The organism is Streptomyces sp. NPDC107654 (genome assembly GCF_055639035.1).
In genome coordinates, this window is record NZ_JBVKBI010000017.1 from 32550 (window position 1) to 56415 (window position 23866).

Below are 23866 nucleotides of genomic sequence, written 5' to 3' on the forward strand. Positions count from 1 at the left end.
CACGACACGGTGAGGAGTGGTGCTTCCCTTGGGGAGGCTACGTGGGGGGAGGGCCGCCACGGCATCCCTCAGGTTGGTAGGGCGGTGGTGGTGGGGGCGGCGCGGAGTCGTCACCTGCGCTGACGGTCCCGCGCCGGCGGGTGGTTACCCGGCCTGCCGGGCCATGGAGGGGCGGACGAGGAAGTCGGGTTCGGGCGTGGTGGCGGGCCGGTCGGCGCGTTCCTCCACCAGGATCCGGTTCCAGGAGCGGGCCAGTTCCACCCGGGAGGTCACGTCGAGCTTGCGGAAGATCTTCTTCAGGTGGAACGCCACCGTGTGCGGGGAGATGTAGAGCTGGCTGCCGACCCGGCCGTTGGTGAGGCCCTGGCTGACCAGTTCGGCCACGGCGAACTCGGTGTCGGTGAGTCTGCTGACCCGGGTCCGGCTGCGGGCCGGCCGCCCGCCGTGGTCGTCGAGTTCGCGCAGCCGGCTCTGGACCCGCGCGAGGTCCCGGGAGGACCCGGCGCTCAGGTAGGCGTCGGCCGCGCGCCGGAGCAGGTCGACCGCCCGGTCGCGTTCCGGGACGCGTACGGAGCGCACCCGGCTCGCGTCCTCCAGGGCGGAGGCGCGTGCCCAGGGGTCGAGGTGCCGTGCGGAGGCGGCCTCCAGGGCGTCCGCGTCGCGGGCGTACAGCCCGGTGGCGTGCTCGGCCGCGGCCTGGACGCTGCGGAAGCTGCGGTTCGTCAGGGCGAGCCGGTTCATGGTGCGGACGGTGCGTTCGGCGAGGTCGGTGTCGCCGAGCCGCTGTCCGGCCCGGACCAGCCAGGGGGCGGCGGCGGGCTGGGAGAGGAGCAGTTCGCGGGTGAGGACGTCGTCGTGGAGGATGCCCTTCAGCAGGTGGGCCACGCTCTCCATGCCATCGCGCGCTTCCAGGGCCTGCGCCGCGGCCCAGACGCACTGTCCCGGCATGAGGTTCTCCTGTCCGAGCAGGGCCGCGTCCCGGAGCCGGTTGGCGTACAGCAGGCCGGTCGTCAGGTCCAGGGAGCGGACGGAGCACACGGCCATGACCACGTGCCCGCGGGGTGGGAGTCCGCGGTTGCCGGCCTGGGACGCCAGCCTGAGTCCGGCCTCGGCCGCCGTGGTCGCCTCGGTGAGCCTGCCCCCGGCGAGGTGGATCTCCGCCTCGCACAGCAGCCGTGCCGCCTGGGCTTCCGGTCGGTGCGGTCCGTGGGTGACGGTCTCCTCGCCGGCGAGGAGACGTTCGGCAGGCCGGAGGCCGCGGACTCGTGTCAGCAGCGTCGCGTACCAGATGCGCGCCTCCAGCGGCGCCTCGCGGACGGGGAGTTCTCCCGTGGCCGGTTCCGACGCGGCGGCGGCTAACTCCATGCTTTTGCCGAGCCGTCCGTCGAGCCAGAAGAGTGCTGATTGTGCGACAGAACGGCCTGGCTCGGAAGACGATTCCAGAAGAGTTTGCTCGGATATGACTGAATATCGCGGGGGCACTACAACCTCTGACGTGTAATCGGGTGGCGTTCTGAACTCGTGGGGTAGTCGCGCTCTTGCCCGTCGACCGTTTCTTCCGGACCGCGCACACGCTGTTCCCGTCGTCCCCGTCGCGCATGTGGTCCGGCCGCTTCCGGCCGCCGGCGGTGCCCTGTCCCCTGGTACGGCAGTCCAGGCCCGGGCCCGGAATTGCCGAAAGGTGTCTTGCGTCCGCGCGCGTCCGCCGTCCAGCACGATCACGCATCTCACCGCCGGTGCGTCAGCGCCCGGTCGGCCTCGCTCCGGAAACGCACCGTCTGCGGAACCCGGCCCGGCGCAACGTCCGCCGCCCGGAACAGCCCGAATTGGTGCAGGACATCAAGTAACCCCCCTGGCCCGTGACCCAGTTGTCCGTGTTGCCTACACGTGTGATGAACGCAGTCGCGCACGAACGTCACAAGGCTGGCGAGAAATAGTCCTCCCGCCACCTACTCGTCGATCCTTCGCACAACGATACGTATTCATTCGGTGAAGTACCACGAATCGCTGTGACGCTGCCGTTAACGCTCCTCGACGGCTGACCCGGAGCATGCTCGGCCACGGTCGGCGTTCACCATTCCCCCACACAAGTCCCACCCCTGCGGGAGTGGCAAGGCGGCTCGCCGACCCGCGCGTCCCGGGGAATAGCCCTGCCCCGGACGGCGCCGTCGTGAACGTGACCAACGCCACGGAGCCTGTCCGCCATTCGGCCGGGGGCGGTACGGCGGGGTCCGGCCACCGTGGCCGAAGCGCTGCGCCGGGTCAGCGCACCCGGCCCGCCGCGCGGCCGGCCAGCAGGTCCCGCAGTTCCCGGGCGTTGCGCCGGCTCACGGCCAGGACCCGGTCGCCGATCCGGACGGTCAGATTGCCGCCGTCCACGCGGAGTTCCTCGATCCGGCCGAGGGCGACGAGCCGGCTGCGGTGGATCCGCACGAAGCCGCGCGGACGCCACTGCTCCTCCAGGGTGGACAGCGGTATCCGCACCAGGTGGCTGCCGCGGCCGGTGTGCAGCCGGGCGTAGTCGCCCTGTGCCTCGACGTAGGTGATGTCGGCCAGGGGCACGAACCGGGTCACCCCGCCCAGTTCCACCGGTACCTGGTCGCCGAAGGGCGGTGCCGCGGGCCCGGGGTCCGCGGGGACGGCCGGGCGGGGCCCCTGGCCGGCCCGGACCAGCTCGGCGACCCGCCGTACCGCCTCGGCGAAGCGCTCCTCGCGCAGCGGCTTGAGCAGGTAGTCCACGGCCTTGAGGTCGAAGGCGCGCACCGCGAAGTCCTCGTGGGCGGTGACGAAGACGATCAGCGGCGGGGCGGCGAAGTCGCCCAGCAGCCGGGCCAGTTCGAGGCCGCCGAGGCCGGGCATGTCGATGTCGAGGAAGACGACGTCGAAGCCCTCGGTGCCGTCCGGACCGCCCGCCGCGGCCCGGCTCAGCAGGCGCAGCGCCTCGGCGGCCGCCGGGGCGGGTACGACGGTGCCGACCCGGGAGTCCTGCCCCAGCAGGTACAGCAGCTCCGCCAGCGCGGGTTCCTCGTCGTCCACGGCCAGGACCCGCAAGGGCACGTCGGTCACCCTCATCTCCGGCAGCTCCTTCCGTCCTCGGCCGCTCCCCCATGGTGGTACCGCGGGCGGGCGCCGTCGAGATCACCGACGGTGGTGTGTCCGGGCCGTGACCCGGTCATGATGCCCCTGTCCGCGTATCGACCGGCACGAGGAGGCCCGGTGGCACACCCGAAGCCCGACGAGTGGGACGCCCACTACGCGCGCGGGGGCCGGTTCCGGCCCCTGGGCCCCGCCGAGCGCCGGCTGCTCGCCGCGCACGTCCCGGCGCCGGCGGACGGGCGCTGTCTGGACGTCGGCTGCGGCACCGGCGAACTCGCCCGGCACCTGGCCGGGAACGGCTACCGGGTGGACGCCGTCGACCGGTCCGCCGCGGCCCTCACCGAGGCCCGGCGCGGCCCCGCGCCGGGGGTGGCGTACCGGAGACTGGACATCGAACAGGACGGTCTCGGCGAACTCCGGCAGGGATCCTACGACTTGATCACCGTCCGGCTCGCCTGGGCGTTCGTCCGGGACCGGACCCGGGTGCTGCACCGGCTGCGGGAGCGGCTGCGTCCCGGCGGCGCGCTGTGCGTGATCACTCCGGTCGCGGACGCCGTACCGGAGCGCGAGCGGGGTGTGGCCCTGGACGAGGAGGAGATCGAACTGCTCGGCACCGGCTGGCAGTCGGCCGAGCGGTACGACGCCGACGGTCTGGCCCTGCTCGTCCTGCGGGGCCCCGCCCCCGCCCCGCCGGTCTGCGCCGGCAAGGGCCGGCCGTCCCCGCACGCCCTGACCGGTGCCGGGGTGGTCGTCACGGATCCGGCGGGGCGGGTGCTGCTGGGCTGGTCGGTGCGGGGCATGTGGGAGCTGCCCGGCGGCAAGAACGAGCCGGGCGAGGACTTCGCCGCCGCGGCCGTGCGGGAGCTGGAGGAGGAGACGTCGCTGAGGGCCGACCCGGCGGGGGTGCGGGTGCGGGCCGTTCTCATGGACGCGGTGCACGGCATGCCCCGGGTGACGGCCGCCGTCGAGGTCGGCCGGTTCACCGGCGAACCGGTCGTCACCGAGCCGCGGCTGGTCCGCCGCTGGGAGTGGCACGAGGTCACCGACCTGCCCGGGCTGGGCCGCCCGCTGTTCACACCGAGCGCCCACGTCCTGGACACGGTGTGGCCGGGCCTGCTGCCGGGTCTGCCGCCGGTGCACCGGTACCCGGTCGCGGGCGGCTGAGGGCTCAGTCCGGCAGCACCAGCCGCGCGGTCTCCCCCGGCACCACCGGAATCGCCCAGTCCCGCAGACGGACGTCGATGGGCGACTGGCCGGATTCGGGCACGGCGATCTCCAGCAGTCCGCTGCGCAGCCGCAGCCGCACGCCCCAGTGGCCGTGGTAGCGGATGCTGAAGCCGTAGGAGGACAGCTCGGGCAGGGGGACGGGGTCGAGGGACAGGCCGCCGCCGCGGGTCTCCAGTCCGGTCAGCCCGCGCTGGACGAGGTCCAGCGTGCCGGCCATCGCGCCGAGGTGGATGCCCTCGCCGGTGGTGCCGCCCTGCAGGTCGGCGATGTCACCGCGCAGCGCCTCCTGGACGAAGCTCCAGGCGTCGGCGCGGCGGGCGCGGGCCAGGATCCAGCCGTGGACCAGGCCGCTGAGGGTGGAGCCGTGGCTGGTGCGGTGCAGGTAGTGGTCCACGGTGGCCGGCCAGGTGTGCTCGTCCAGGTGGTGGCCCAGCTGCCGGAACAGCGCGCGGAGTTCGGGCGGGGAGAAGAGGTAGCCGAGCATCAGGACGTCGGCCTGCTTGGAGGCCTTGTAGCGGTTGACGGTGTCCCCCTCGGCCTCCAGGATCCGGTCCAGGCGCCGGATGTCCCGGTACCGCTCGCGGTACCCGTCCCAGTCCAGTTCGGCGAGGTCGCCGTAGCCGTCGAACTGACTGATCACCCCGTCGTGGAAGGGGACGTACAGGGCACGGGAGACCTCCGCCCAGCGGGCCGGCTCGTCGTCGGCGAGACCGGTGTGCGCGAGGAGTTCGCGGCGGCGCGGCTCGGGCAGGCCGTGCAGCAGTTCCAGGGCGCGGCTGAGCACCCAGGCGGCGGTGACGTTGGTGTACGCGTTGTCGTCCAGGCCGGGCCCTCCTGCGCCGGGATAGGCGTCGTGGTACTCGTCGGGGCCGACGACGCCCCGGATGCGGTACCGGCCGAGGTGGCCGTCCCAGACCGCCGACCGCCCCCAGAAGCGGGCGATCTGCAGGAGCATCTCGGCGCCCTCGCCGTGCCGGAAGTCGGTGTCGCCGGTCGCCTCGCAGTACTGCCAGACGTTGTAGGCCACGGCCGAGCCGACGTGGTGCTGGAGGTGGGAGTGGTCCGGCAGCCAGCGGCCGGAGCGCGGGTTGAGGTGCACCTGCTGGGTCTCCTCACGGCCGTCGCTGCCGCTCTGCCACGGATAGAGCGCGCCGCACCGGCCGAGTTCCCGGGCCGCGTGGCAGGCCGCGTCCAGGCGCCGGTGGCGGTAGCGGAGCAGGGCGCGGGAGACCTCGGGCAGGTGGAGGTTGAGGTAGGGCAGGACGAAGAGTTCGTCCCAGAAGACGTGTCCGCGGTAGGCCTCGCCGTGCAGTCCGCGGGCGGGGACGCCGACGTCCAGGTCGGCGGTGTGCGGCGAGAGGGTCTGCAGCAGGTGGAACAGGTGCAGGCGCAGGATGCTGCCCGCCTCGCCGGGCACGTCCAGCGCGGTGCGCCGCCACAGCTGCTCCCAGGCCGCGCGGTGCGACTCCCGCAGCGCGTCGAAGCCGGGCGCGGCGGCCGCCCGGTCGACGGCCGCGCGCAGGGGGTCGCTGATCGCCGGGTCGTGGGAGGTGTGCAGGGCGATGGTCTTGTCGACGGTGACGGTCCGGCCGGGCGGCAGCCGCAGCCGCACCCGCTGTACGGCGCGGTGGACCTCGTTGGCGTGGACGACCGGCGCCTCGGTGGTCAGCCGGGCGGCCAGTCCGAAGCCGATGTCGGAGGTGCGGGTACGGCAGCGCAGCCAGACGAGGCCGGGTGCGGCGGTGCCGACCTGGACGTGGCTGAGGTGCCGGCCGTCCAGGTCGCGGTAGCGGGCGACACCGGAGTTGGTGACACCCCCGTCGAGGGCGGCCTCCACCTCCAGTTCGAGGGGGCGGCCCTCGGCGGTCAACTCGGTGCGCAGCGCGGCCAGATGGCGGTCGTCCAGGTGGACCAGACGTTCCTGCCGGACGACGAGGCCGGCGTCGGCGCCGAGGGGGTAGCGGGTGCGGCGCTCCAGCAGGCCGGGGTCGAGGTGGAGCATCTGGTGGTGCTCGGCGACGGGGACGGCGTCCGGCGTGAGCCAGTCGCCGTCGGCCGGCCGGAAGCGCAGCGGCAGCCAGTTGGGCAGGTTGACCATGTCCTCGTTCTCGACCCGGCGCCCGGCGATCTCCGAGGTGAGCCGGTTGTAGCAGCCGGCCGCGTAGGTGCCCGGGTAGTGGACCTGGTCCGCGGTGCACTCGGGCAGGGCGCCGCGGGTGGCGAAGTAGCCGTTGCCGAGGGTGCACAGCGACTCCCGCAGGCGTTCCTCGGCGGGCCGGTAGCCCTCGTACTCCCAGCTGGGCCCGTCCACCGTCAGCCCTCGGACAACAGGCCGGCGAGGACCCGGTCGGGGGTGAGGGGGAGTTCGCGGAAGCGGATGCCGGTGGCGTGGTGGACGGCGTTGCCGAGGGCGGCGGCGGTGCCGACGATGCCGATCTCGCCGATGCCCTTGCTGCCCATGGGGTTCAGGTGGGGGTCGTGCTCGTCGATCCAGTCGGCCTCGACGGCCGGGACGTCGGCGTGCACGGGCACGTGGTAGGAGGCGAGGTCGGACTCGGGGAAGTCGCCGAACGCCGGGTCCAGGGTGCTGTGCTCGGTGAGGGCCATGCCCAGGCCCATGATCATGCCGCCGGTGAACTGGGACCGTGCGGTGCGGGCGTTGAGGATCCGTCCGGCGGCGAAGATCCCGAGCAGCCGGCGGACCCGGACCTCGCCGGTGACGGTGTCGACGGCGACCTCCGCGAAGTGCGCGCCGAACGCGTGCCGGGCGTAGGGGCTGTCGGCGTCGGCCGTGCCGGTGGTGTCCGCGCGGACCACCGGCCCCTGCTCGGGGTGCGCGGCGAGCCGGGCGCACGCCTCGTGGACGGCCCAGCCCCAGGAGGCGGTGCCCATGGAGCCGCCGGCCAGCGGGGCGGGCGGCAGATCGGTGTGCCCGACCTCCGTACGCACCCGGTCCAGGGGCACGCCGAGGGCGTCGGCGGCGACCTGGGCGAGGACGGTACGGGCCCCGGTGCCGATGTCGGCCGCGTTGAGCCGGACGACGAAGGTGCCGTCGGGCCGGGCCTCGGCGGTGGCGGTGGACGGGGCGATCTGCACCGGGTAGGTGGCGGCGGCGACGCCGGTGCCGATCAGCAGCGGGCCCTCGCGGCGGACACCGGGGCGCGGGTCGCGGCCGGCCCAGCCGAAGCGGCGGGCGCCCTCGCGCAGGCACTCCACGACGTGCCGGCTGCTGAACGGTTTGCCGCTCACCGGCTCCCGCTCCGGCTCGTTGCGGACCCGCAGCTCCACCGGGTCCACGTGGAGCGCGTCGGCGAGTTCGTCCAGGGCGGACTCCAGCGCGTACATGCCGGGTGCCTCGCCGGGGGCCCGCATCCAGGACGGGCTGGGCACGTCCAGCGGCACCACGTGGTGGGTGCTGCGCAGGTTCGGGGTGGCGTACATGACGCGGGAGGCCACGCCGGCGTACTCCACGAACTCCCGGACCCGGGAGGTCTGGGTGGTGACCTCGTGCAGTACGGCGGTGAGCCGGCCGTCCGGCCGGGCACCGAGCCGCATGCGCTGCACGGTGGGGGCGCGGTGGCCGACGGCGGTCGGCAGGTCCCGGCGGGGGTAGGCCAGGGTGACGGGCCTGCCGGTGTGCCGGGCGGCCAGCACGGCGAGGACGACGTCGGGGCGCGGGGTCCCCTTGGAGCCGAAGCCGCCGCCGACGTGCTCGGCGACGACCGTGATCCGCTCCTCGGGCAGCCGGAACAGGTGGGCGAGCACGGACCGCACGGCCGTACCGCCCTGGCTGGAGGTGTACACGGTGAGCCGGTCCCCGTCCCAGTGGGCCGTGCTCGCGTGCGGCTCCATGGGGTGGTTGTGCAGCGGCGGCACCCGGTAGGTGACGTCGACGCGGACCTCGGCGGAGGCGAAGGCGGCGTCGGGATCGCCGTACTCGACGCGGCCGGGCTGGCCGCCCGCCTCCTCCGGCTCGTAGGCGTCCGGGTGGCCGTCGACGGGGCCGGTGTCGTGGGGGGCGGTGTCGTAGGTGACCCGGACGGCACGGGCGGCGGCGCGGGCGGTCTCCGGGGTGTCGGCGACGGCCAGGGCGACGCACCAGCCGCGGTGCGGCACGTCCCGCTTCTGCAGCACGGCGAGCGTGTCGTCCTCCGGGTCGGCGAGCCGGGGTGCGTCGAAGGGCGTGAGGACGGCGAGGACACCCGGCAGGGCGAGGGCCGCCGAGGTGTCGACGGCGCGGACCCGGCCGTGGGCGACGGCGGCGGGCACGGGCCAGGCGTGGGCGCGGCCGGGCAGGGTGTACTCGGCGGCGTAGCGGGCGGCGCCGGTGACCTTCTGCCGTCCTTCACGGCGCTCGGCGGGGGCGCCCAGGGCGCCGCCGGTCGTACCGGTCGTGCCGGTCATGGGGTCCTCCTGATCCTGGGGCTGTGACGGCTCAGGCCGGTGCGGGGGCCGGGGCGAGGCGGTTCAGGACGTCGAGGGCGAGGTTGTGGGCGAGGGACACCTTGTAGGCGTTGTCCCGCAGGGGTTCGGCGTGCGCGAGTTCCAGGTCGACGGCCCCTTCGAAGGCGGCATGACTGGCGGGGGCGCCCAGCAGGGCCAGTTCGGTGTGCCGGGCGCGCCAGGGCCGGTGGGCGAGCCCGCCGAAGGCGACCCCGACCTGGTCGACGACACCGTCCGCGACCCGCAGCACGACGGCCACGGAGGCGAGCGCGAAGGCGTACGACGCCCGGTCCCGGGCCTTGCGGTAGGCGGAGGGGACACCGGCGGTGCCGGCCGGGAGCAGCACGCCGGTGACGAGCTCACCGGGGCGGATCCAGGTGTCCCGCTCCGGGTGCTCGCCGGGCAGCCGGTGGAAGTCGGCCACCGGCAGCCGCCGGGTGCCGTCGGTGCCGTACAGCTCGACCTGGGCGTCCAGGGCGGCGAGGGCGACCGCCATGTCCGAGGGGTGGGTGGCGATGCACTGCTCGGAGTGGCCGAGGACGGCGTGGTCGCGGTGGACGCCGTCCCGGGCGCCGCAGCCGCTGCCCGGCTCCCGTTTGTTGCAGGGTTTGCCCAGGTCCTGGAAGTAGGGGCAGCGGGTGCGCTGGAGCAGGTTGCCGCCGGTGGTGGCGGCGTTGCGCAGCTGCGCGGAGGCACCCGCGAGGAGCGCCTGGGACAGCGCCGGCCAGCGTTCGCGCACCCGTGGATCGGCAGCGAGGTCGCTGTTGCGGACGGTGGCGCCGACCCGCAGGGAGCCGTCGGGCAGCTCCTCGATGCCGTCCAGCGGAAGCCGGCCGATGTCGATGAGGAGGGCGGGCCGCTCCACGCCGAGTTTCAGCAGGTCGACCAGGTTGGTGCCGCCGGCCAGATAGCGGGCGCCGGGGTGGGCGGCGTAGGCCTCGACGGCCTCCTGGACGCTGCCGGGCCTGAGGTATCCGGGGCCGCTCACTCAGATCACGTCCTCGATCGCCTCGACGATGCGGGGGTAGGCGCCGCAGCGGCACAGGTTGCCGCTCATCCGCTCGCGGATCTCGGGCCGGTCCAGCGGCACGGGCCCCCCGGTGGGGGCCGCCGGATCGGTGACGTGGGAAGGGTGCCCGGCGGCGGCCTCCGCGAGCATGCCCACGGCGGAGCACAGCTGGCCGGGGGTGCAGTAGCCGCACTGGAAGGCGTCGCGGTCCAGGAAGGCCCGCTGGAGCGGGTGCGGCTCCTCGCCGTCGCCGCCCAGGCCCTCGACGGTGGTGACCTCGCTGCCGTCGAGGGTCACGGCGAGCAGCAGACAGCTGTTGACGCGGCGCCCGTCGACCAGCACCGTGCAGGCACCGCACTGGCCGTGGTCACAGCCCTTCTTGGAGCCGGTGAGGTCCAGGTCCTCACGCAGCAGGTCCAGCAGCACGCGCCGGTGGTCGACACGCAGGGTGTGGGGTTTGCCGTTGACCCGGAGGGTGACCTCGGAGTGGGGGGATGCGCTGGTCATGGCGGGGAATGACCTTCCGGACGGACGGTGGAGCCGTGCACACCGCGTATCCAGGACACGCCGGGCTCACACGTCCGGAAGGTCGTCCGCTTCGTTCAGGGGTGTCGATCCCGGGTCGGTCGCCGCCGGTGGGGTGCCGGTCGACGCCGGTCGTAGGGTCGCGTGAGCGGGAAGTGGGAGCCCGGCCCGTTTCCTGGAGCGGATCCCCAGCGCCGGGGACCTCCCCCTGGAGACCCTGCGCAGACTGGCCGGTCTCGGCCCGCACGCCGCTCCCTGGGCGGACCGGCTCCGGGCGCTGACATCCGGCCGCGAGCCCTGGGTCCGCGTCGAGGCGGCCCACGCCCTGTGGGCCGCGACCGGCGACACCGCGCACGCGGTCCCCGCGCTCACCTCGGCCGTCGAGGGCCTGGCCGAGGGCACGTACCGGCCGGTGATGCTGCCGGCGGTGCGCCACCTGGCCCGGATCGGTCCCGCCGCCCGCGCCGCGGCCGGCCACCTGCGGGCCGTACCGGCCCACGACGGCCGTTACCGCTCCGCCGGCGGCTGGCGGGGCTTCACCCGGGACGAGGAGCTCCGGGGAGCCGTCGACGCCCTGATGGCCGCCTGCGGCGGCCCGGCCTGACCGGCGCAAGCCCCCCGCTCCCGCTCACACCGCCGGCGCCCCCGCCCCCTCCGTCTCGTCCCGGCCCGCGAACTGGGTGCGGTACAGCTCGGCGTAGCGGCCCCCGCCCGCCAGCAGTTCCTCGTGGGTGCCGCGTTCCACGATGCGGCCGGACTCCACGACGAGGATCTGGTCGGCGGCGCGGACCGTGGACAGGCGGTGGGCGATGACCACGGCGGTGCGGCCCTCCAGGGCCTCGGTGAGCGCCTCCTGGACGGCCGCCTCGGAGGTGTTGTCCAGGTGGGCGGTGGCCTCGTCCAGGATGACCACGCGCTGGCGGGCCAGCAGCAGCCGGGCGATGGTCATGCGCTGGCGTTCGCCGCCGGAGAGCCGGTAGCCGCGCTCGCCGACGACCGTGTCCAGGCCGTCGGGCAGGGACCGTACGACGTCGGTGAGGCGGGCGCGGCCGAGGGCGTCCCACAGTTCGTCGTCACCCGCGTCCGGGCGGGCCAGCAGCAGGTTGGCGCGGACGGTGTCGTGGAAGAGGTGACCGTCCTGGGTGACCATGCCGAGGGTCGCCCGCAGGGAGGCGGAGGTGAGGTCCCGGACGTCGACCCCGCCGATGCGGACCGCGCCGGCGTCGACGTCGTACAGGCGCGGCAGCAGCTGGGCGATGGTCGACTTGCCGGCGCCGGAGGAGCCCACGAGGGCGACGGTTTGGCCGGGTTCGGCGCGGAAGGAGATGCCGTGCAGCACCTCGGAGCCGCCGCGGGTGTCGAGCGCGGCGACCTCCTCCAGGGAGGCGAGGGAGACCTGGTCGGCGGCCGGGTAGGAGAAGCGGACGTCGTCGAACTCGACGGCGACCGGGCCCTCGGGCACCTCGCGGGCGTCGGGCTTCTCCGCGATGAGCGGCTGGAGGTCGAGCACCTCGAAGACCCGCTCGAAGCTGACGATCGCGCTCATCACCTCGACCCGGGCCCCGGCGAGCGCGGTCAGCGGGGCGTACAGCCGGGTCAGCAGCAGGGCGAGGGAGACCACCGCGCCGGGCTCCAGGGTGCCGCGCAGCGCGAACCAGCCGCCGAGGCCGTAGACGAGGGCCAGGGCGAGCGCGGAGACGAGGGTGAGGGAGGTGATGAAGACCGACTGGGCCGTGGCCGTGCGGACGCCGACGTCCCGGACCTGGGCGGCCCGCGCCGCGAACTCCGCCGACTCCTCCTCCGGGCGGCCGAACAGCTTGACCAGGGTGGCGCCGGGGGCGGAGAACCGCTCGGTCATCCGGGTGCCCATGGCCGCGTTCAGCGCGGCCGCCTCCCGCTGCATGCGGGCCATCCGGCTGCCCATGCGGCGGGCGGGCAGCACGAACACCGGCAGGAGGACGAGGGCGAGCAGGGTGATCTGCCAGGACAGGGTGAGCATCACCACGAGGGTGAGCAGCAGGGTGACCAGGTTGCTGACGACACCGGAGAGGGTGTTGGCGAACGCCCGCTGGGCACCGATCACGTCGTTGTTGAGACGGCTGACCAGCGCTCCCGTACGGGTACGGGTGAAGAACGCGACGGGCATGCGCTGCACATGATCGAACACGGCCGTGCGGAGGTCGAGGATGAGTCCCTCCCCGAGCGTCGCCGACAGCCGGCGGCCGAGGATGCCGAGCCCCGCCTCCGCGAGCGCCACGAGCGCGATGAGCAGGGAGAGCCGGACCACTCGGGGGTCGTGACCGGCCACGATCGCGTCGACGACGCGGCCGGCGAGCACGGGGGTCGCCACGGCGAGCAGGGCGGTCACCACCCCGAGCAGCACGAACCGGAGGATGCCGGCGCGGTGCGGGCGGGCGAAGGCGGCGATGCGGCGCAGCGTGGCGCGGGCGAACGGGCGACGCTCGGACTGCGCGTTCATCACGCTGTGCAGCTGCGTCCAGGCGGTGGTCTCCATGCTCATGGAAGAGACCGTAGAACCTCAAGGTTCGTTGAGGTCAACGTCCGCGACGGTTCACCCGCCGCTGGGACACCCCGAAGACCCCGTGCGGAGGTGACCGCCGCCTCCTCCCGCCGCCGTCGCCTCCCCGTCCGCCGGGTGCTGTGCCTGCTGCCGCCGGCACTCGCCGTGGCCGCCGTACGGCACCGCTCGGTGCTCGCGAGGGCTTCGGGCATCCGCGGACCGCCTCCCGGCCGTGGCTGCCGGCGGCGGCCGGGGCCACCTGTCAGGACCTGCCGGGGGCGCTGACGCCGGGGGCGATGGTGCGGCTGAGGGTCGTCTGAGGCACAGTGGGCCCTTCGAGCCGCCCCCGAGAAGGAGCACCCGCCGTGCCGGTCCGCACAGAGCGCAAGGGGTACGTCACCACCGTCGTCCTGTCCCGGCCGGAGGCCCGGAACGCGGTGGACGGTCCGACGGCCGCGGAACTCGCCGCCGCCTTCCGGGCGTTCGAGGCGGACGACGGCGCCCGGGTGGCGGTGCTGTGGGGCGAGGGCGGCACCTTCTGCGCGGGCGCGGACCTGAAGGCGGTCGGCACGGAACGCGGCAACCGGGTGGCGGAGGACGGCGACGGGCCGATGGGGCCGACGCGGATGCGGCTGTCCAAGCCGGTGATCGCGGCGGTGGCCGGGCACGCGGTCGCGGGCGGTCTCGAACTCGCCCTGTGGTGCGATCTGCGGGTCGCGGAGGAGGACGCTGTGTTCGGGGTGTTCTGCCGCCGCTGGGGCGTGCCCCTGATCGACGGCGGCACGGTACGGCTGCCCCGGCTGATCGGGACCGGCCGGGCCCTGGACATGATCCTCACCGGCCGCCCGGTCCCGGCCCGCGAGGCGTACGAGACGGGCCTGGTGAACCGGCTGGTTCCCACCGGGCAGGCCCGCGCCGGGGCCGAGGCGCTGGCGGCGCTGATCGCCGGCTTCCCGCAGGCCTGCCTGCGCAGTGACCGGGCGTCGGTCCTGGACCAGGCGGGGCAGGACGAGGAGACCGCGCTGCGCGGCGAACTCCGGTGGGGCATGGGCGTGCTGGCCCAGAGCGCGGAGGGCGCCGCCCGGTTCGCGTCGGGTGCCGGACGGCACGGGTCGTTCGCGGACTCGTGAACCGCCGCTCCCGCCGAGACCGGCGCGGGTGTCGACCCGGCGGGCGACCACCGCGGGGAACGCCGATGCGACCCGGGCGGCGGCGGTGACCAGGTCGGTGGTGAGGTGCGGGCGGGCGGTGTGCCCGCCGGGGCCGTCGAGCGCGAAGTCCACGCGGTCGCGGGCGCCGGTGATCGGTCCGTGCCGCAGCCCGGCCCCGCGGCCCCCGGCTCAGCCGGCGCTCACCCGTACCTCCCCGCCCGCGGGGTCGACGCGGTCGTGCCAGCGGGCGCCGAGGGTCAGGGTGCGGTCGGGCAGGGCGGTGGGACGGCGCTCCCGGTGGAGGAGGCGGCCGTCCTGGTGGACGTACAGGACCGGGCGGGTCAGCGGGATCGCGGTGCGCAGGACGTGACGGGCCGGCGGGGCGCCCGGGGTGACGTGGTTCGGGGCGATCCAGCGCAGCGGCGCCTCGACGGCCACGGGGACGCCCGGGTCCGGCCAGGGCGCGCCCGCCAGGAAGTCCAGCACCGCGCGGGCCGCCCGCGCGCCCTCGCGGGCCGCGGTGCCGGCGGGCTCCACGGCGTGCAGGAGGTCGCCGGCGGCGAAGACACCGGGGCGCGAGGTGTGCAGGGCGGCGCCGACGGCGGGGCCCCGGGTGCCCGGATCGAGGGTGAGGCCGCCGCGCCGGGCCAGTTCGTGGTCGGGCACGAAGTCGCCGGTGAACACCACGGTGTCGCAGGGCAGTACGGCCGTCCGGCCGTCCCGGTGGCGGACGCGGACGCCGGACAGCCGTCCGTGGCCGAGGAGTTCGGTGACGGTGGTGTCGGTCAGCAGGGGGATCCCGTGGCCCAGTCGGGCCGCCTGGGCGCGGGCGCGGCCGGTTTGGGCGCACGGGTGCCGCGTGACGAGGGCGACGACCTCCGCGCCGGCCGCGCGGACCGTGCCGGCCGCCGCGTAGGAGACGTCCGACGCGCCGACGACGACGGCGCGGGTGCCGATGTGCTGCCCGAACAGGTGGACAGACTGCTGGAGTTCGCCGGTGGTGTAGACGCCGGCGGGGCGGGTGCCGGGCACCAGGCGGGCGGCGCGGGGGCGTTCGCGGGCGCCGGTGGCGAGGACGACCGCCCGGGCCTCGACCGTCTCGGGGCCGCCGGGCCCGACGGTGTCGAGCACGGGGCCCGCCGCCGCCCAGTCCAGCGCCGTCACCCCGGTCCGGAGGGTGGCGCCCGCGCGCTCGGCGGCCTGGGTGAGCAGGCGGGCGTATCCGGGGCCGGTCAGCGGGTGCGTCCAGGTGCCGAAGCCGCCGTGCGCGCAGTGCCGGGGCACTCCGCCGGGCCGCTCCTCCCGCTCCAGCACCTCCACGCGTCCGGCGCCCGCCGCGGCCAGCCGTGCGGCGGCGGCGAGCCCGGCGGGTCCGGCGCCGACGACGAGGACGTCCACGGGACGCGGGGCCGTCATGGCCGCGCCCCCCGTTCGAACAGCTCCCGTACCGCGGCCCCGCAGTAGAAGCCCTGGCAGCGGCCGGCCCGGGCGCGGGTGCGGCGCCGCAGACCCTCCAGGCTGCGCGGCGGCACGGTACTGGCGAGGGCGTCGCGGATCTCGCCGCGGGAGACGCGCTCGCAGTGGCAGACGAGGGTGCCGTACTCGGGGTCGGCGGCGACGAGGTCGGGCCGCAGGCAGGGGCGCGGGGAGGTCTCGCCGAGGTGGGGCATGGCAGGCGGCTCCGGCTCGCGGACCGGCCCGGGGTCGAGCCCGTTCTCCGTCAGCAGGCCGGTGACGTGGGCGGCGATGGCCAGGGACGCGGTCAGTCCGGTGGAGCGGATGCCGCCGACGGTGACGTACGCCTGCCCGGGGTGGGCGGTGATGCGGTAGTCCTCGTGTCCGGTGGCCGCGCGCAGCCCGGCGTAGACCGCGGTGACCTCCTCCTCCACCAGGGCGGGCAGGATGCGCCGGCCCTGGTCCCGGAGCGCGGCCGTCCCGTCGGCGGTGGATCCGGTGGCCCGTTTGTCGTCGAGGTCCTCGGCGGTGGGGCCGAGCAGGACGTTGCCGTGGACGGTGGGGGCGACCAGGACGCCCTTGCCGAGGGCGGTCGGCACGGGCAGGAGGATGTGCCGGACGAGGGGGCGGGCGAGCTTGTCGTAGACCAGGAGCTGGCCGCGGCGCGGGGTGACGGTGAAGTCCTCGTGTCCGAGCGCGCGGTCCAGCGTGTCGGCGTGCAGCCCGGCCGCGTTGACCAGGTGGCGGGCGCGCAGGGTGCCCCGGCTGGTGGTCAGCAGGTGCCCGTCCGCCGGACCGACGTGCCGTACGGCCGTGTTCAGGTGCAGGTCGGCTCCGGCGCGGACCGCCTGGGTGGCGTAGGCGAGGGTGGTGGTCCAGGGGCAGATGATGCTCTCGTCGGGGACGTGCAGGGCGCCGAGCGCTCCGGGGCCGAGGTGCGGCTCGCGGGCGTACAGCTCGCCGCGGTCCAGCAGGACGGTGTGGGGGTAGGCGTTGCGCTCGGCCTTCTCGGCCAGCCGGGGCAGTGCGGCGAGCTGCTCCTCGTCCCAGGCGACCAGCAGGGCCCCGACCCGTTCGACGGGGATGCCGGTCTCGGCCGCGTAGGCGCCCAGCCGCGCGTGTCCCTCGCGGACCAGGCGGGCCTCCAGGGTGCCGGGGGTCGCGTCGAAACCGGTGTGCAGGATCGCGGTGTTGGCCTTGGAGGTGCCCTGGCCGACGTCGTCCTGGGCCTCGACCAGGGCGATGCGCAGACGCGGGTGGCGGGCGAGTTCGCGGGCGATGGCGCAGCCGACGACGCCGGCGCCGACGATCGCCACGTCGTACGGCGTCGAGGGCAGCGGGCCGGCCGCGGTGACCGTCACGAGTCGAGGAGGGCCGCGACGGCGGCACGGAACCGGGCGCGGCGTTCGGCGGCCTCGTCGGCCGGGATGCGGGGCTCGTACACGGCGGCGGGCTTTCCGTCGGGCAGGGCGTCCTCGACGCTCAGGCCGGGCTGTGCGCCGAGGCGGGCGAGTGCGGCGGCGCCGAGCGCGGTGGCGTCGGGCAGCGCGGACACCTCGACGGGGCGCTGCAGCAGGTCGGCCTGGGTCTGCATGAGGAGCGCGGAGCGGGTGAGGCCGCCGTCGACGCGGAGCACGGTCAGGGGTGCGCCCAGGTCGCCCGCGGCGGCCTCGGCGAGTTCGGCGACCTGGGCGGCGATCCCCTCGCACAGGGCGCGCACCAGGTGCCCGGGGGTGGTGTCGAGACCGAGTCCGGTGAGGGAGCCGCGTACGTCGCCGCGCCACCAGGGGGCGGCGAGTCCGGCGAGGGCGGGGACGAAGGTGACCCCGCCGCTGTCGGGGGCGGTGCCGCCGACCCGGTCGAGGTCGGCGGCGCTGGAGAGGACGCCGAGGTCGGTGAGCCAGCGGACGGCGGAGGCGGCCGTGTAGACCTGGCCGTCCAGGCAGTAGCTGGTGGTTCCGGCGAGCCGCCAGGCCACGCAGCTGACCAGGCCGGAGCCGCCGCGCCGGGGGCGGTCGCCGGTGTGCGCGAGGAGGAACGCGCCCGTGCCGTAGGTGCACTTGGCGGTGCCGGGGGCGGTGACGCGCTGGGCGAGCAGGGCGGCCTGCTGGTCGACGATCAGTCCGGTGAGGGGGATCTCGGGGCCGAACGCCCGGGTGGTGCCGACCGGTCGGGCCGCGTCGGTCACCTCGGGCAGGTCCTCGTCGGCCAGGCCGTAGAGGTCGAGGGCGCGCGGGGACCACTCGGCGCGGTCCAGGTCCAGCAGCTGGGTGCGGCCGGCGGTGGCGGCGTCGGTGGCGAAGGCGCCGGTGAGGCGGTGCACCAGCCAGGCGTCGGAGGTGGTGACGACACCCTCGCGGGTGAGGTGGCGACGGATCCAGGCCATCTTGGGCGCGGCGAAGTACGGGTCGAGGGGCAGTCCGGTCAGCTGCCGCAACTCGTCCGCGTGGCCGGCGAGTCCGGCGCAGACGCTCTCGGCCCGCCGGTCCTGCCAGACCAGGGCGTCGGTCAGCGGGCGGCCGGTGGCCGGGTCCCAGGCGAGGACGGTCTCGCCCTGGTTGGCGAGGCCGAGCGCGACGACGTCCTCACCGGCCTCGGCGAGCGCGCGGCGGCCGGCCTCGACCACCGAGTCGTACAGCCGCGCCGGGTCCGCCTCGACCAGGCCGCCGGGCAGGTGGCGGGGGCGGACCTCGGCGAATCCGCTGCCGAGGACGCCTCGTTCCGGGCAGACCACGAGCGCCTTGGTGCCGGATGTCCCCTGGTCCACGGCGAGCACCGGCCCGGTCATCGCACGCCCTCCGCTCCCGCCCCGAAGATCACCGCGCCAGCCTGCCGCCGCCCCGGGCCCGGAGTCAAGGTCTCCCCCGGATTGGCCAACTGGGCGTGTTGGTTGTTGACTTGGCAACAATGGTCCGTCGCAACCCGCACCTCTATAGTGACCGCCGACCACACGAGGTATCTCCGTCACCGCCCAGGGGAGGGCTGTTGCCACGTCACCCCGCCACCACGCCCGTGCGCCCGTGGCCGGGGGTTCGCGCCTGATGGCCAGAGACGGAGCCCGCCCCTCCTACGACCCCGCCGGCCCCGACCACGCCCTGCGCGCCGCCCTCCAGGATCTGCGCACCGGCCGCTGGATGGCCATGCGCACCCTGCTCGCCGAGACCACGCAGGGATGGCAGTGGACCCAGCGCACCCAGGTGCTCGCGGCGGCCGCGGCCGGCACCGACGTGGTGCGGGCCTGGCTCGCCGAGGAGCCGGGCAGCGCCCACGCGGTGGTGATGCACGCCCGGGTCGGTGTGGAGCGGGCCCTGCGCGCCCGGCGGGAACGGCACCGCCGTACCCACGAGTTGTGGATCGAGGCCTGGGACGCGGCCCAGTCGGCCACCACGGCCGCCCCCCGCGACCCGGTGCCCTGGGTGTGCCTGCTGGCGCTGGCCCAGCTCGATCCGGAGCAGCGCTGGGAGGAGCACCGGGTCCCCGCTCCGGAGCCGCTGCTGCCGCCGGGCCCCTGGGGGCTGCTGGCCGAGGCCGGCCGGCGCGACCCGTTCAACCGCGAGGCCCACCACCGGATGCTGCAGTTCCTGTACGCGCGCGGGGGTTCGGGCCGGCTCGCGGAGGCCGCCGGGTACGCGCAGTGGGCGGCCGGCCAGGCCCCGCCCGGTTCCGCGCTGCACCTGCTGCCGCTGTACGTCCGGGTCGAGCGGTACCGCCGGGACAGCGGGCACGACGCGGCACTGGACCTGCACTGGGTGGCGGAGGAGGCGGCCCGCGAGGCGCGGCGCGCGCTGGACTCCTGGTTCGAGCGGACGGGGCCCGCCGAGCGCGCGCTGCCGGACCTCAACCACCTGGCGCACGCCCTGTGGGGCTCGCTCCAGTTCCCCGAGGCGGCACGGGTGTTCGAGGCGATCGGCCCGTACTTCACGCCCCCGCCCTGGATGTACCGCACACCGGACCGGGAGCGTGCCGTGGAGGTCTTCGTACAGGCCCGGGACCGCTGCCGGGCCGCCGCGGAGGGCCCCCGCCCCTGAACCACCGACCGGTTCCCCGCCTGCTGCCCGCCTGATCCCACACCAGCACATGCCCAGTTGAGCACTCCCCGTTTCGCAAGCCTGTCGATTCCGGAGGTTTCCGCATGTCCCCCACCCCCGATCCAGCGCCGTCCCCCGGCCTGCCGCAGCAGGACGAGGAGCAGCGGCTGCGCGAACTCGGCTACCGGCCGGTGCTGGCCCGCCGCATGGGCGGCTTCGGCAACTTCGCGATCAGCTTCTCGGTGATCTCGATCCTGTCCGGCTGCATGACCCTGTACGGCTTCGGCCTGAACACCGGCGGCCCCGCCGTGATGCTGTGGGGCTGGGCCGGCGTCGGCCTGTTCGTGCTGTGCGTCGGCCTCGCGCTCGCCGAGGTCACCAGCGCCTACCCGACCTCCGGCGCCCTCTACTACATGGCGGACCGGCTCGGCGGCCGGCGCTGGGGCTGGTACACCGGCTGGCTGAATCTGCTCGGCCTGCTCGGCGCGATCGCCGGCATCGACTACGGCGCCGCCCTGTTCACCGGCGCGTTCGCCAACCTCCAGTGGGGCTTCACCCCCACGCCCGGCAGGACCATGCTGATCTTCTGCGTCATCCTGCTGCTGCACGCGGTGCTGAACCTGTTCGGCGTCCGCCTGGTCAGCCTGCTCAACTCGGTCAGCGTGTGGTGGCACCTGGCGGGCGTCGCGCTGATCGTGGGCGCGCTGGCGGTCATCCCCGACCACCACCAGTCGCCGTCCTTCGTGTTCACGAAGTTCGTCAACGAGACCGGCTGGGACAACCCGCTGTACGTCGCCGCGATCGGCCTGCTGCTCGCGCAGTACACCTTCTCCGGCTACGACGCCTCCGCCCACCTCTCGGAGGAGACCTCGCACGCCTCGGTGGCCGCGTCCCGCGGCATCGTCCGCGCCATCTGGGCGTCGTGGCTCGCCGGTTTCGTGCTGCTGGCCGGTCTGACCTTCGCCATCCAGGACTACGACGCCACGCGCACCACCGACACCGGTGTGCCGCCCGCCCAGATCCTCCTCGACGGCCTGGGCACGGACGGCGCCAGCGCGCTGCTCCTCGTCGTCATCGTCGCCCAGCTGTTCTGCGGGAACGCCGAGGTCGCCGCGGCCAGCCGGATGGTGTTCGCGTTCAGCCGGGACGGCGCGCTGCCCGGCTCCCACCTGTGGCGCAAGGTGAGCGGGCGCACCCAGACCCCGGTCGCCGCCGTCTGGCTGTCGGTCGTCGTGGCCTGCGTCCTCGCGCTGCCGTCGCTGTACTCGGCGACGGCGTACAACGCGGTGACCGCCATCAACGTCATCGGCATCACCCCGGCCTACGCCATCCCGGTGTACCTGCGGCTGCGCGCCGGCGACCGCTTCCGGCCGGGACCGTGGCACCTGGGGCGCTGGAGCAGGCCGATCGGCTGGATCGCCGTCGTGTGGGTGGCCTGTGTGACCGTCCTGTTCTGCCTGCCCCAGGCGTCGCCGGTCACCGTCGGCTCGATGAACTACGCCTCCGTCGCCCTCGCCGTGGTCCTGGTCCTCGCCAGCGTCTGGTGGTACGTCGCCCGCCGCTCGTACGGCACCCCGACCACCGCGGCCTACGGCAGCGACCGCGACCAGGCGGAACTCGCGGAGGGCATCGTCTGACGGCCGCCCGGGGAGCGCCGTCCCGGTACGAACCGGCGTGCCGGATACGGCAGGATGAACGAGCGCGCCGGTCAGCGGAGTTCCCCCGGCCGGCGCGCTCGCACATTCCGGACTTCGAGCAGGTGACAACGTGACGAGACTTCACAAACGGCTCTCCGCAGCGGCCGCGCGCCCCGGGGGTGACCGGTGAACCGTGCGCTGACCCTGGACGACCTCGTCCTCGCCGGTATCGCCCTGGCGGCCGGCCTGGTGCTCGCCTTCATGTCGCGCACCCTGCTGCGCTGGCTGGCCAAGCACGCCAAGCGGACCCGGTGGACCGGCGACGACGTCATCGTGGACGCGCTGCGCTCGGTCGTCCCGTGGGCGGCGATCGCGGGCGGCGCGGCGGCGGCGACGGCCGTGCTGCCGTTCACCCGGACCATCCAGCACCACGTCGACCAGGCGCTCCAGGTCTGGCTGATCGTGGTGGTGACCTTCTCCGCGGCCCGGGTGATCGCCGGTCTGGTCCGCTCGGTCACCCAGTCCCGCTCGGGGGTGGCGGGCTCGGCGACCATCTTCGTCAACATCACCCGGGTCCTGGTCCTGGCGATCGGCTTCCTGGTCGTCCTGCAGACCCTCGGCATCTCGATAGCGCCGCTGCTCACCGCCCTGGGCGTGGGCGGTCTGGCGGTCGCCCTGGCCCTGCAGGACACGCTCGCCAACCTCTTCGCGGGCGTCCACATCCTCGCCTCGAAGACGGTCCAGCCGGGCGACTACATCCGGCTGAGCAGCGGCGAGGAGGGCTACGTCGTCGACATCAACTGGCGCCAGACGACGGTCCGCCAGCTCTCCAACAACCTGGTGGTCATCCCCAACGGCCAGCTCGCCAAGGCGAACATGACCAACTACACGCGCCCCGAGCAGGAACTGACCGTCCTGGTGCAGGTCGGGGTGGGCTACGAATCCGATCTGGAGCACGTGGAGCGGGTGACCGCCGAGGTGGTCGCGGAGGTGATGAGGGACGTCACGGGCGCCGTACCCGACCACGAGCCGGCCATCCGCTTCCACACCTTCGGCGACTCCCGGATCGGCTTCACGGTGATCCTCGGCGTCGGTGAGTTCAGCGACCAGTACCGGATCAAGCACGAGTTCATCAAGCGTCTCCACCGCCGCTACCGCGAGGAGGGCATCCGCATCCCGGCCCCCACCCGCACGGTCTCGCTCCAGCAGGGCTCGGCGGTGATCCCGCAGCAGCGCAGCGGGGAGGACGTCGTCGGCGGGGCGGTCCTGTCCGACTAGCTGCGGCGCGCGGCGGCGTCCCCTCGCCGCCCCCTCGTGGGAGCCGTCGGCGATCTTGGGCATCCGTAGCCAGAGATCGTCGTCGCTGTCAGGAGGAGCCAGCATGACCATACCCGTGCGCCGGACCCGTCCGGCGGAGCGCCGGCGGCGCTTCGATCTGCGCAGCACCACGCTTTTCTTCGTCCTGCTCGCGATCATCCTGTGCGTCCTGGCGTTCGTGGCGCGTACGGCGGCGAGCATGGTCGAACGCCGCCCGCTGTGGGCGGGTGTGCTGGCGGTGCTCGGTGTCGCCGCCGCGCTGCAGTTCCGGTCGGGCCGGCGCCGCTTCTCCGCCTGGAGGTACGCGCGCCGGGCCGCCCGGGCGCTGGAGGAGGCCGCGGACAGGGCGTCGGACAGTCTCCGCGCCGCGGAGGAGGCGGCTGCCCGCGCGACACGGTCAGCCGCGCCGGTCGAGCCCTCCGGGAGCACCGTGCCGGTGGCGGCATCCACGGCTCCGCTCTCCGCGGCGGACTGCGCCGGGCTGGACCCCGACGGTTTCGAGCACGCCGTGGCGGAGCTGTGCGTCCGCTCGGACTGCCGCGACGTGGAAGTGGTGGGCGGAGCCGGTGACCTCGGCGCGGACGTCGTCGCGGTCGCACCGGACGGGCGGCGCGTGGTCATCCAGTGCAAGTACTACGGGGACGCCAACAAGGTCGGCTCCCAGGACATGCAACGTTTCGGGGGGACCTGCTTCACCATCCACGAGGCCGACGTCGCGGCGGTCGTCACCACCAGCGACTTCACCGAGCCCGCGCTGGAGTACGCCCGTCAGTGCGGGATCGTCTGCGTGAACGGCGACGACCTGCGGGCCTGGCACCTGGGCACGGGGCCCGGCCCCTGGCAGCGGGCGGACATCGAGCCCTGACCGGACGGCTCGGACCGGGCTGCGCTCGAAGCAGCTCGACCGGCTGCGCCCGGGCTACGCTCGAAGCAGCATGACGTCCTCCCCTCCCTCCCCCTCCCCCGGTCCGCCCGGGGAGCCGTCCGATCCGCGGCCCGCCGGCCGGGGCCCCGTCGGACCCCGCGCGCTCGACCGGCGGCTCGACGCGCTCGCGCGGCAGCCGTTCCGGGCCGGATTCCACCTGCGCGGGCGGGACCGGGCGACCGCCGCCCTGAAGGGTCCCGCGACCCTGCGGTGGCACGCGTACGACCTGATCGCGAAGCGGCTGGCGCCGGCCGCGCCGTACAAGGACGGCCGGCAGACGCCGTACCGCGGCCATCCCGTGTTCGTGGCCCAGCACGCGACCGCGACCTGCTGCCGGAGCTGCCTGGAGCGCTGGCACGGCGTTCCCCAGGGCCGGGAACTGACCCGGTCCGAACACGTGTACGTGGTGGAGGTGATCTGCCGCTGGATCGCGCGCGAGATGACGGACGGCTCTTTTTCCGGCCCGGACCCCTGTCGAGCCGACCCCGATCACGAGATATCTTGATGTCGAGCAATGTTACAGACGTGGAGC

Annotated in this window: 18 protein-coding genes and 1 pseudogene; 8 read left to right on the forward strand and 11 right to left on the reverse strand. The window is 74.8% G+C overall.

Annotation, left to right across the window (positions count from 1 at the left end; all coding sequences use genetic code 11):
• Positions 1 to 144 precede the first annotated feature (144 nt).
• The gene (locus tag ACZ7N4_RS26635; protein WP_471362290.1) at positions 145 to 1365 is read right to left on the reverse strand and encodes a helix-turn-helix transcriptional regulator; all 1221 of its coding nucleotides are present in this window, start codon (positions 1363 to 1365) and stop codon (positions 145 to 147) included.
• Positions 1366 to 2262: 897 nt separating this feature from the next.
• The gene (locus tag ACZ7N4_RS26640; protein WP_471362292.1) at positions 2263 to 3072 is read right to left on the reverse strand and encodes a LytR/AlgR family response regulator transcription factor; all 810 of its coding nucleotides are present in this window, start codon (positions 3070 to 3072) and stop codon (positions 2263 to 2265) included.
• Positions 3073 to 3216: 144 nt separating this feature from the next.
• Here ACZ7N4_RS26640 and ACZ7N4_RS26645 point away from each other — a divergent pair, with 144 nt between their 5' ends.
• The gene (locus ACZ7N4_RS26645; RefSeq protein WP_471362295.1) at positions 3217 to 4260 is read left to right on the forward strand and encodes a bifunctional class I SAM-dependent methyltransferase/NUDIX hydrolase; all 1044 of its coding nucleotides are present in this window, start codon (positions 3217 to 3219) and stop codon (positions 4258 to 4260) included.
• A gap of 4 nt (positions 4261 to 4264) precedes the next feature.
• Here the strand turns inward: ACZ7N4_RS26645 and ACZ7N4_RS26650 are convergent, their stop codons facing one another.
• The 4 genes from ACZ7N4_RS26650 to ACZ7N4_RS26665 are packed head-to-tail and all read right to left on the reverse strand — an operon-like array spanning position 4265 to position 10282.
• The gene (locus tag ACZ7N4_RS26650; RefSeq protein ID WP_471362297.1) at positions 4265 to 6634 is read right to left on the reverse strand and encodes a glycoside hydrolase family 65 protein; all 2370 of its coding nucleotides are present in this window, start codon (positions 6632 to 6634) and stop codon (positions 4265 to 4267) included.
• Positions 6635 to 6636: 2 nt separating this feature from the next.
• The gene (locus tag ACZ7N4_RS26655) at positions 6637 to 8727 is read right to left on the reverse strand and encodes a xanthine dehydrogenase family protein molybdopterin-binding subunit (RefSeq protein ID WP_471362300.1); all 2091 of its coding nucleotides are present in this window, start codon (positions 8725 to 8727) and stop codon (positions 6637 to 6639) included.
• A gap of 31 nt (positions 8728 to 8758) precedes the next feature.
• Positions 8759 to 9754, reverse strand: coding sequence for an FAD binding domain-containing protein (locus tag ACZ7N4_RS26660; protein WP_471362302.1), 996 nt, complete (start codon positions 9752 to 9754; stop codon positions 8759 to 8761).
• The gene (locus ACZ7N4_RS26665) at positions 9755 to 10282 is read right to left on the reverse strand and encodes a 2Fe-2S iron-sulfur cluster-binding protein (protein ID WP_471362305.1); all 528 of its coding nucleotides are present in this window, start codon (positions 10280 to 10282) and stop codon (positions 9755 to 9757) included.
• A 445-nt stretch (positions 10283 to 10727) separates the two neighbouring features.
• Between ACZ7N4_RS26665 and ACZ7N4_RS26670 the strand changes: the two genes are divergently transcribed.
• Positions 10728 to 10904, forward strand: coding sequence for a hypothetical protein (locus tag ACZ7N4_RS26670; RefSeq protein ID WP_471362308.1), 177 nt, complete (start codon positions 10728 to 10730; stop codon positions 10902 to 10904).
• Positions 10905 to 10928: 24 nt separating this feature from the next.
• On the opposite strand, the gene ACZ7N4_RS26675 is transcribed toward ACZ7N4_RS26670, so the two are convergent.
• Complete coding sequence (locus tag ACZ7N4_RS26675) at positions 10929 to 12815, reverse strand: ABC transporter ATP-binding protein (RefSeq protein WP_471362575.1); 1887 nt, start codon at positions 12813 to 12815, stop codon at positions 10929 to 10931.
• Between the two features lie 371 nt (positions 12816 to 13186).
• Between ACZ7N4_RS26675 and ACZ7N4_RS26680 the strand changes: the two genes are divergently transcribed.
• Complete coding sequence (locus tag ACZ7N4_RS26680) at positions 13187 to 13951, forward strand: crotonase/enoyl-CoA hydratase family protein (protein WP_471362311.1); 765 nt, start codon at positions 13187 to 13189, stop codon at positions 13949 to 13951.
• Here ACZ7N4_RS26680 and ACZ7N4_RS26685 read toward each other — a convergent pair.
• From ACZ7N4_RS26685 to ACZ7N4_RS26700, 4 genes and pseudogenes are all read right to left on the reverse strand, one after another.
• Positions 13871 to 14143 (reverse strand): annotated as a pseudogene (locus ACZ7N4_RS26685) (hypothetical protein); the annotation flags it as partial. The gene ACZ7N4_RS26680 and the pseudogene ACZ7N4_RS26685 sit on opposite strands and share 81 nt — an antisense overlap.
• A gap of 18 nt (positions 14144 to 14161) precedes the next feature.
• Entirely contained in the window at positions 14162 to 15388 is a 1227-nt protein-coding gene (locus ACZ7N4_RS26690; protein WP_471362312.1) for an NAD(P)/FAD-dependent oxidoreductase, read from the reverse strand.
• Positions 15385 to 16788: an FAD-dependent oxidoreductase gene (locus ACZ7N4_RS26695; RefSeq protein ID WP_471362315.1), complete on the reverse strand. Its 1404-nt coding sequence runs from the start codon at positions 16786 to 16788 to the stop codon at positions 15385 to 15387. Before ACZ7N4_RS26695 ends, ACZ7N4_RS26690 begins: the two co-directional genes overlap by 4 nt.
• A complete protein-coding gene (locus ACZ7N4_RS26700; RefSeq protein ID WP_471362318.1) occupies positions 16785 to 18215 on the reverse strand; it encodes an FGGY family carbohydrate kinase in 1431 nt (476 codons plus the stop codon). The genes ACZ7N4_RS26695 and ACZ7N4_RS26700 overlap by 4 nt, the downstream gene beginning before the upstream one ends.
• A gap of 253 nt (positions 18216 to 18468) precedes the next feature.
• On the opposite strand from ACZ7N4_RS26700, the gene ACZ7N4_RS26705 reads away from it, so the two are divergent.
• From ACZ7N4_RS26705 to ACZ7N4_RS26725, 5 genes are all read left to right on the forward strand, one after another.
• Positions 18469 to 19455, forward strand: coding sequence for a hypothetical protein (locus tag ACZ7N4_RS26705; protein WP_471362321.1), 987 nt, complete (start codon positions 18469 to 18471; stop codon positions 19453 to 19455).
• Between the two features lie 104 nt (positions 19456 to 19559).
• Positions 19560 to 21092, forward strand: a complete 1533-nt coding sequence (locus ACZ7N4_RS26710; RefSeq protein ID WP_471362324.1) for an amino acid permease — start codon at positions 19560 to 19562, stop codon at positions 21090 to 21092.
• A 186-nt stretch (positions 21093 to 21278) separates the two neighbouring features.
• On the forward strand, positions 21279 to 22370 hold the full coding sequence (locus ACZ7N4_RS26715; RefSeq protein WP_471362328.1) for a mechanosensitive ion channel family protein: 1092 nt from the start codon (positions 21279 to 21281) through the stop codon (positions 22368 to 22370).
• Between the two features lie 103 nt (positions 22371 to 22473).
• Positions 22474 to 23274: a restriction endonuclease gene (locus tag ACZ7N4_RS26720; RefSeq protein ID WP_471362331.1), complete on the forward strand. Its 801-nt coding sequence runs from the start codon at positions 22474 to 22476 to the stop codon at positions 23272 to 23274.
• Between the two features lie 70 nt (positions 23275 to 23344).
• The gene (locus tag ACZ7N4_RS26725; protein WP_471362334.1) at positions 23345 to 23839 is read left to right on the forward strand and encodes a DUF4186 domain-containing protein; all 495 of its coding nucleotides are present in this window, start codon (positions 23345 to 23347) and stop codon (positions 23837 to 23839) included.
• The last annotated feature ends 27 nt before the right edge of the window (positions 23840 to 23866 follow it).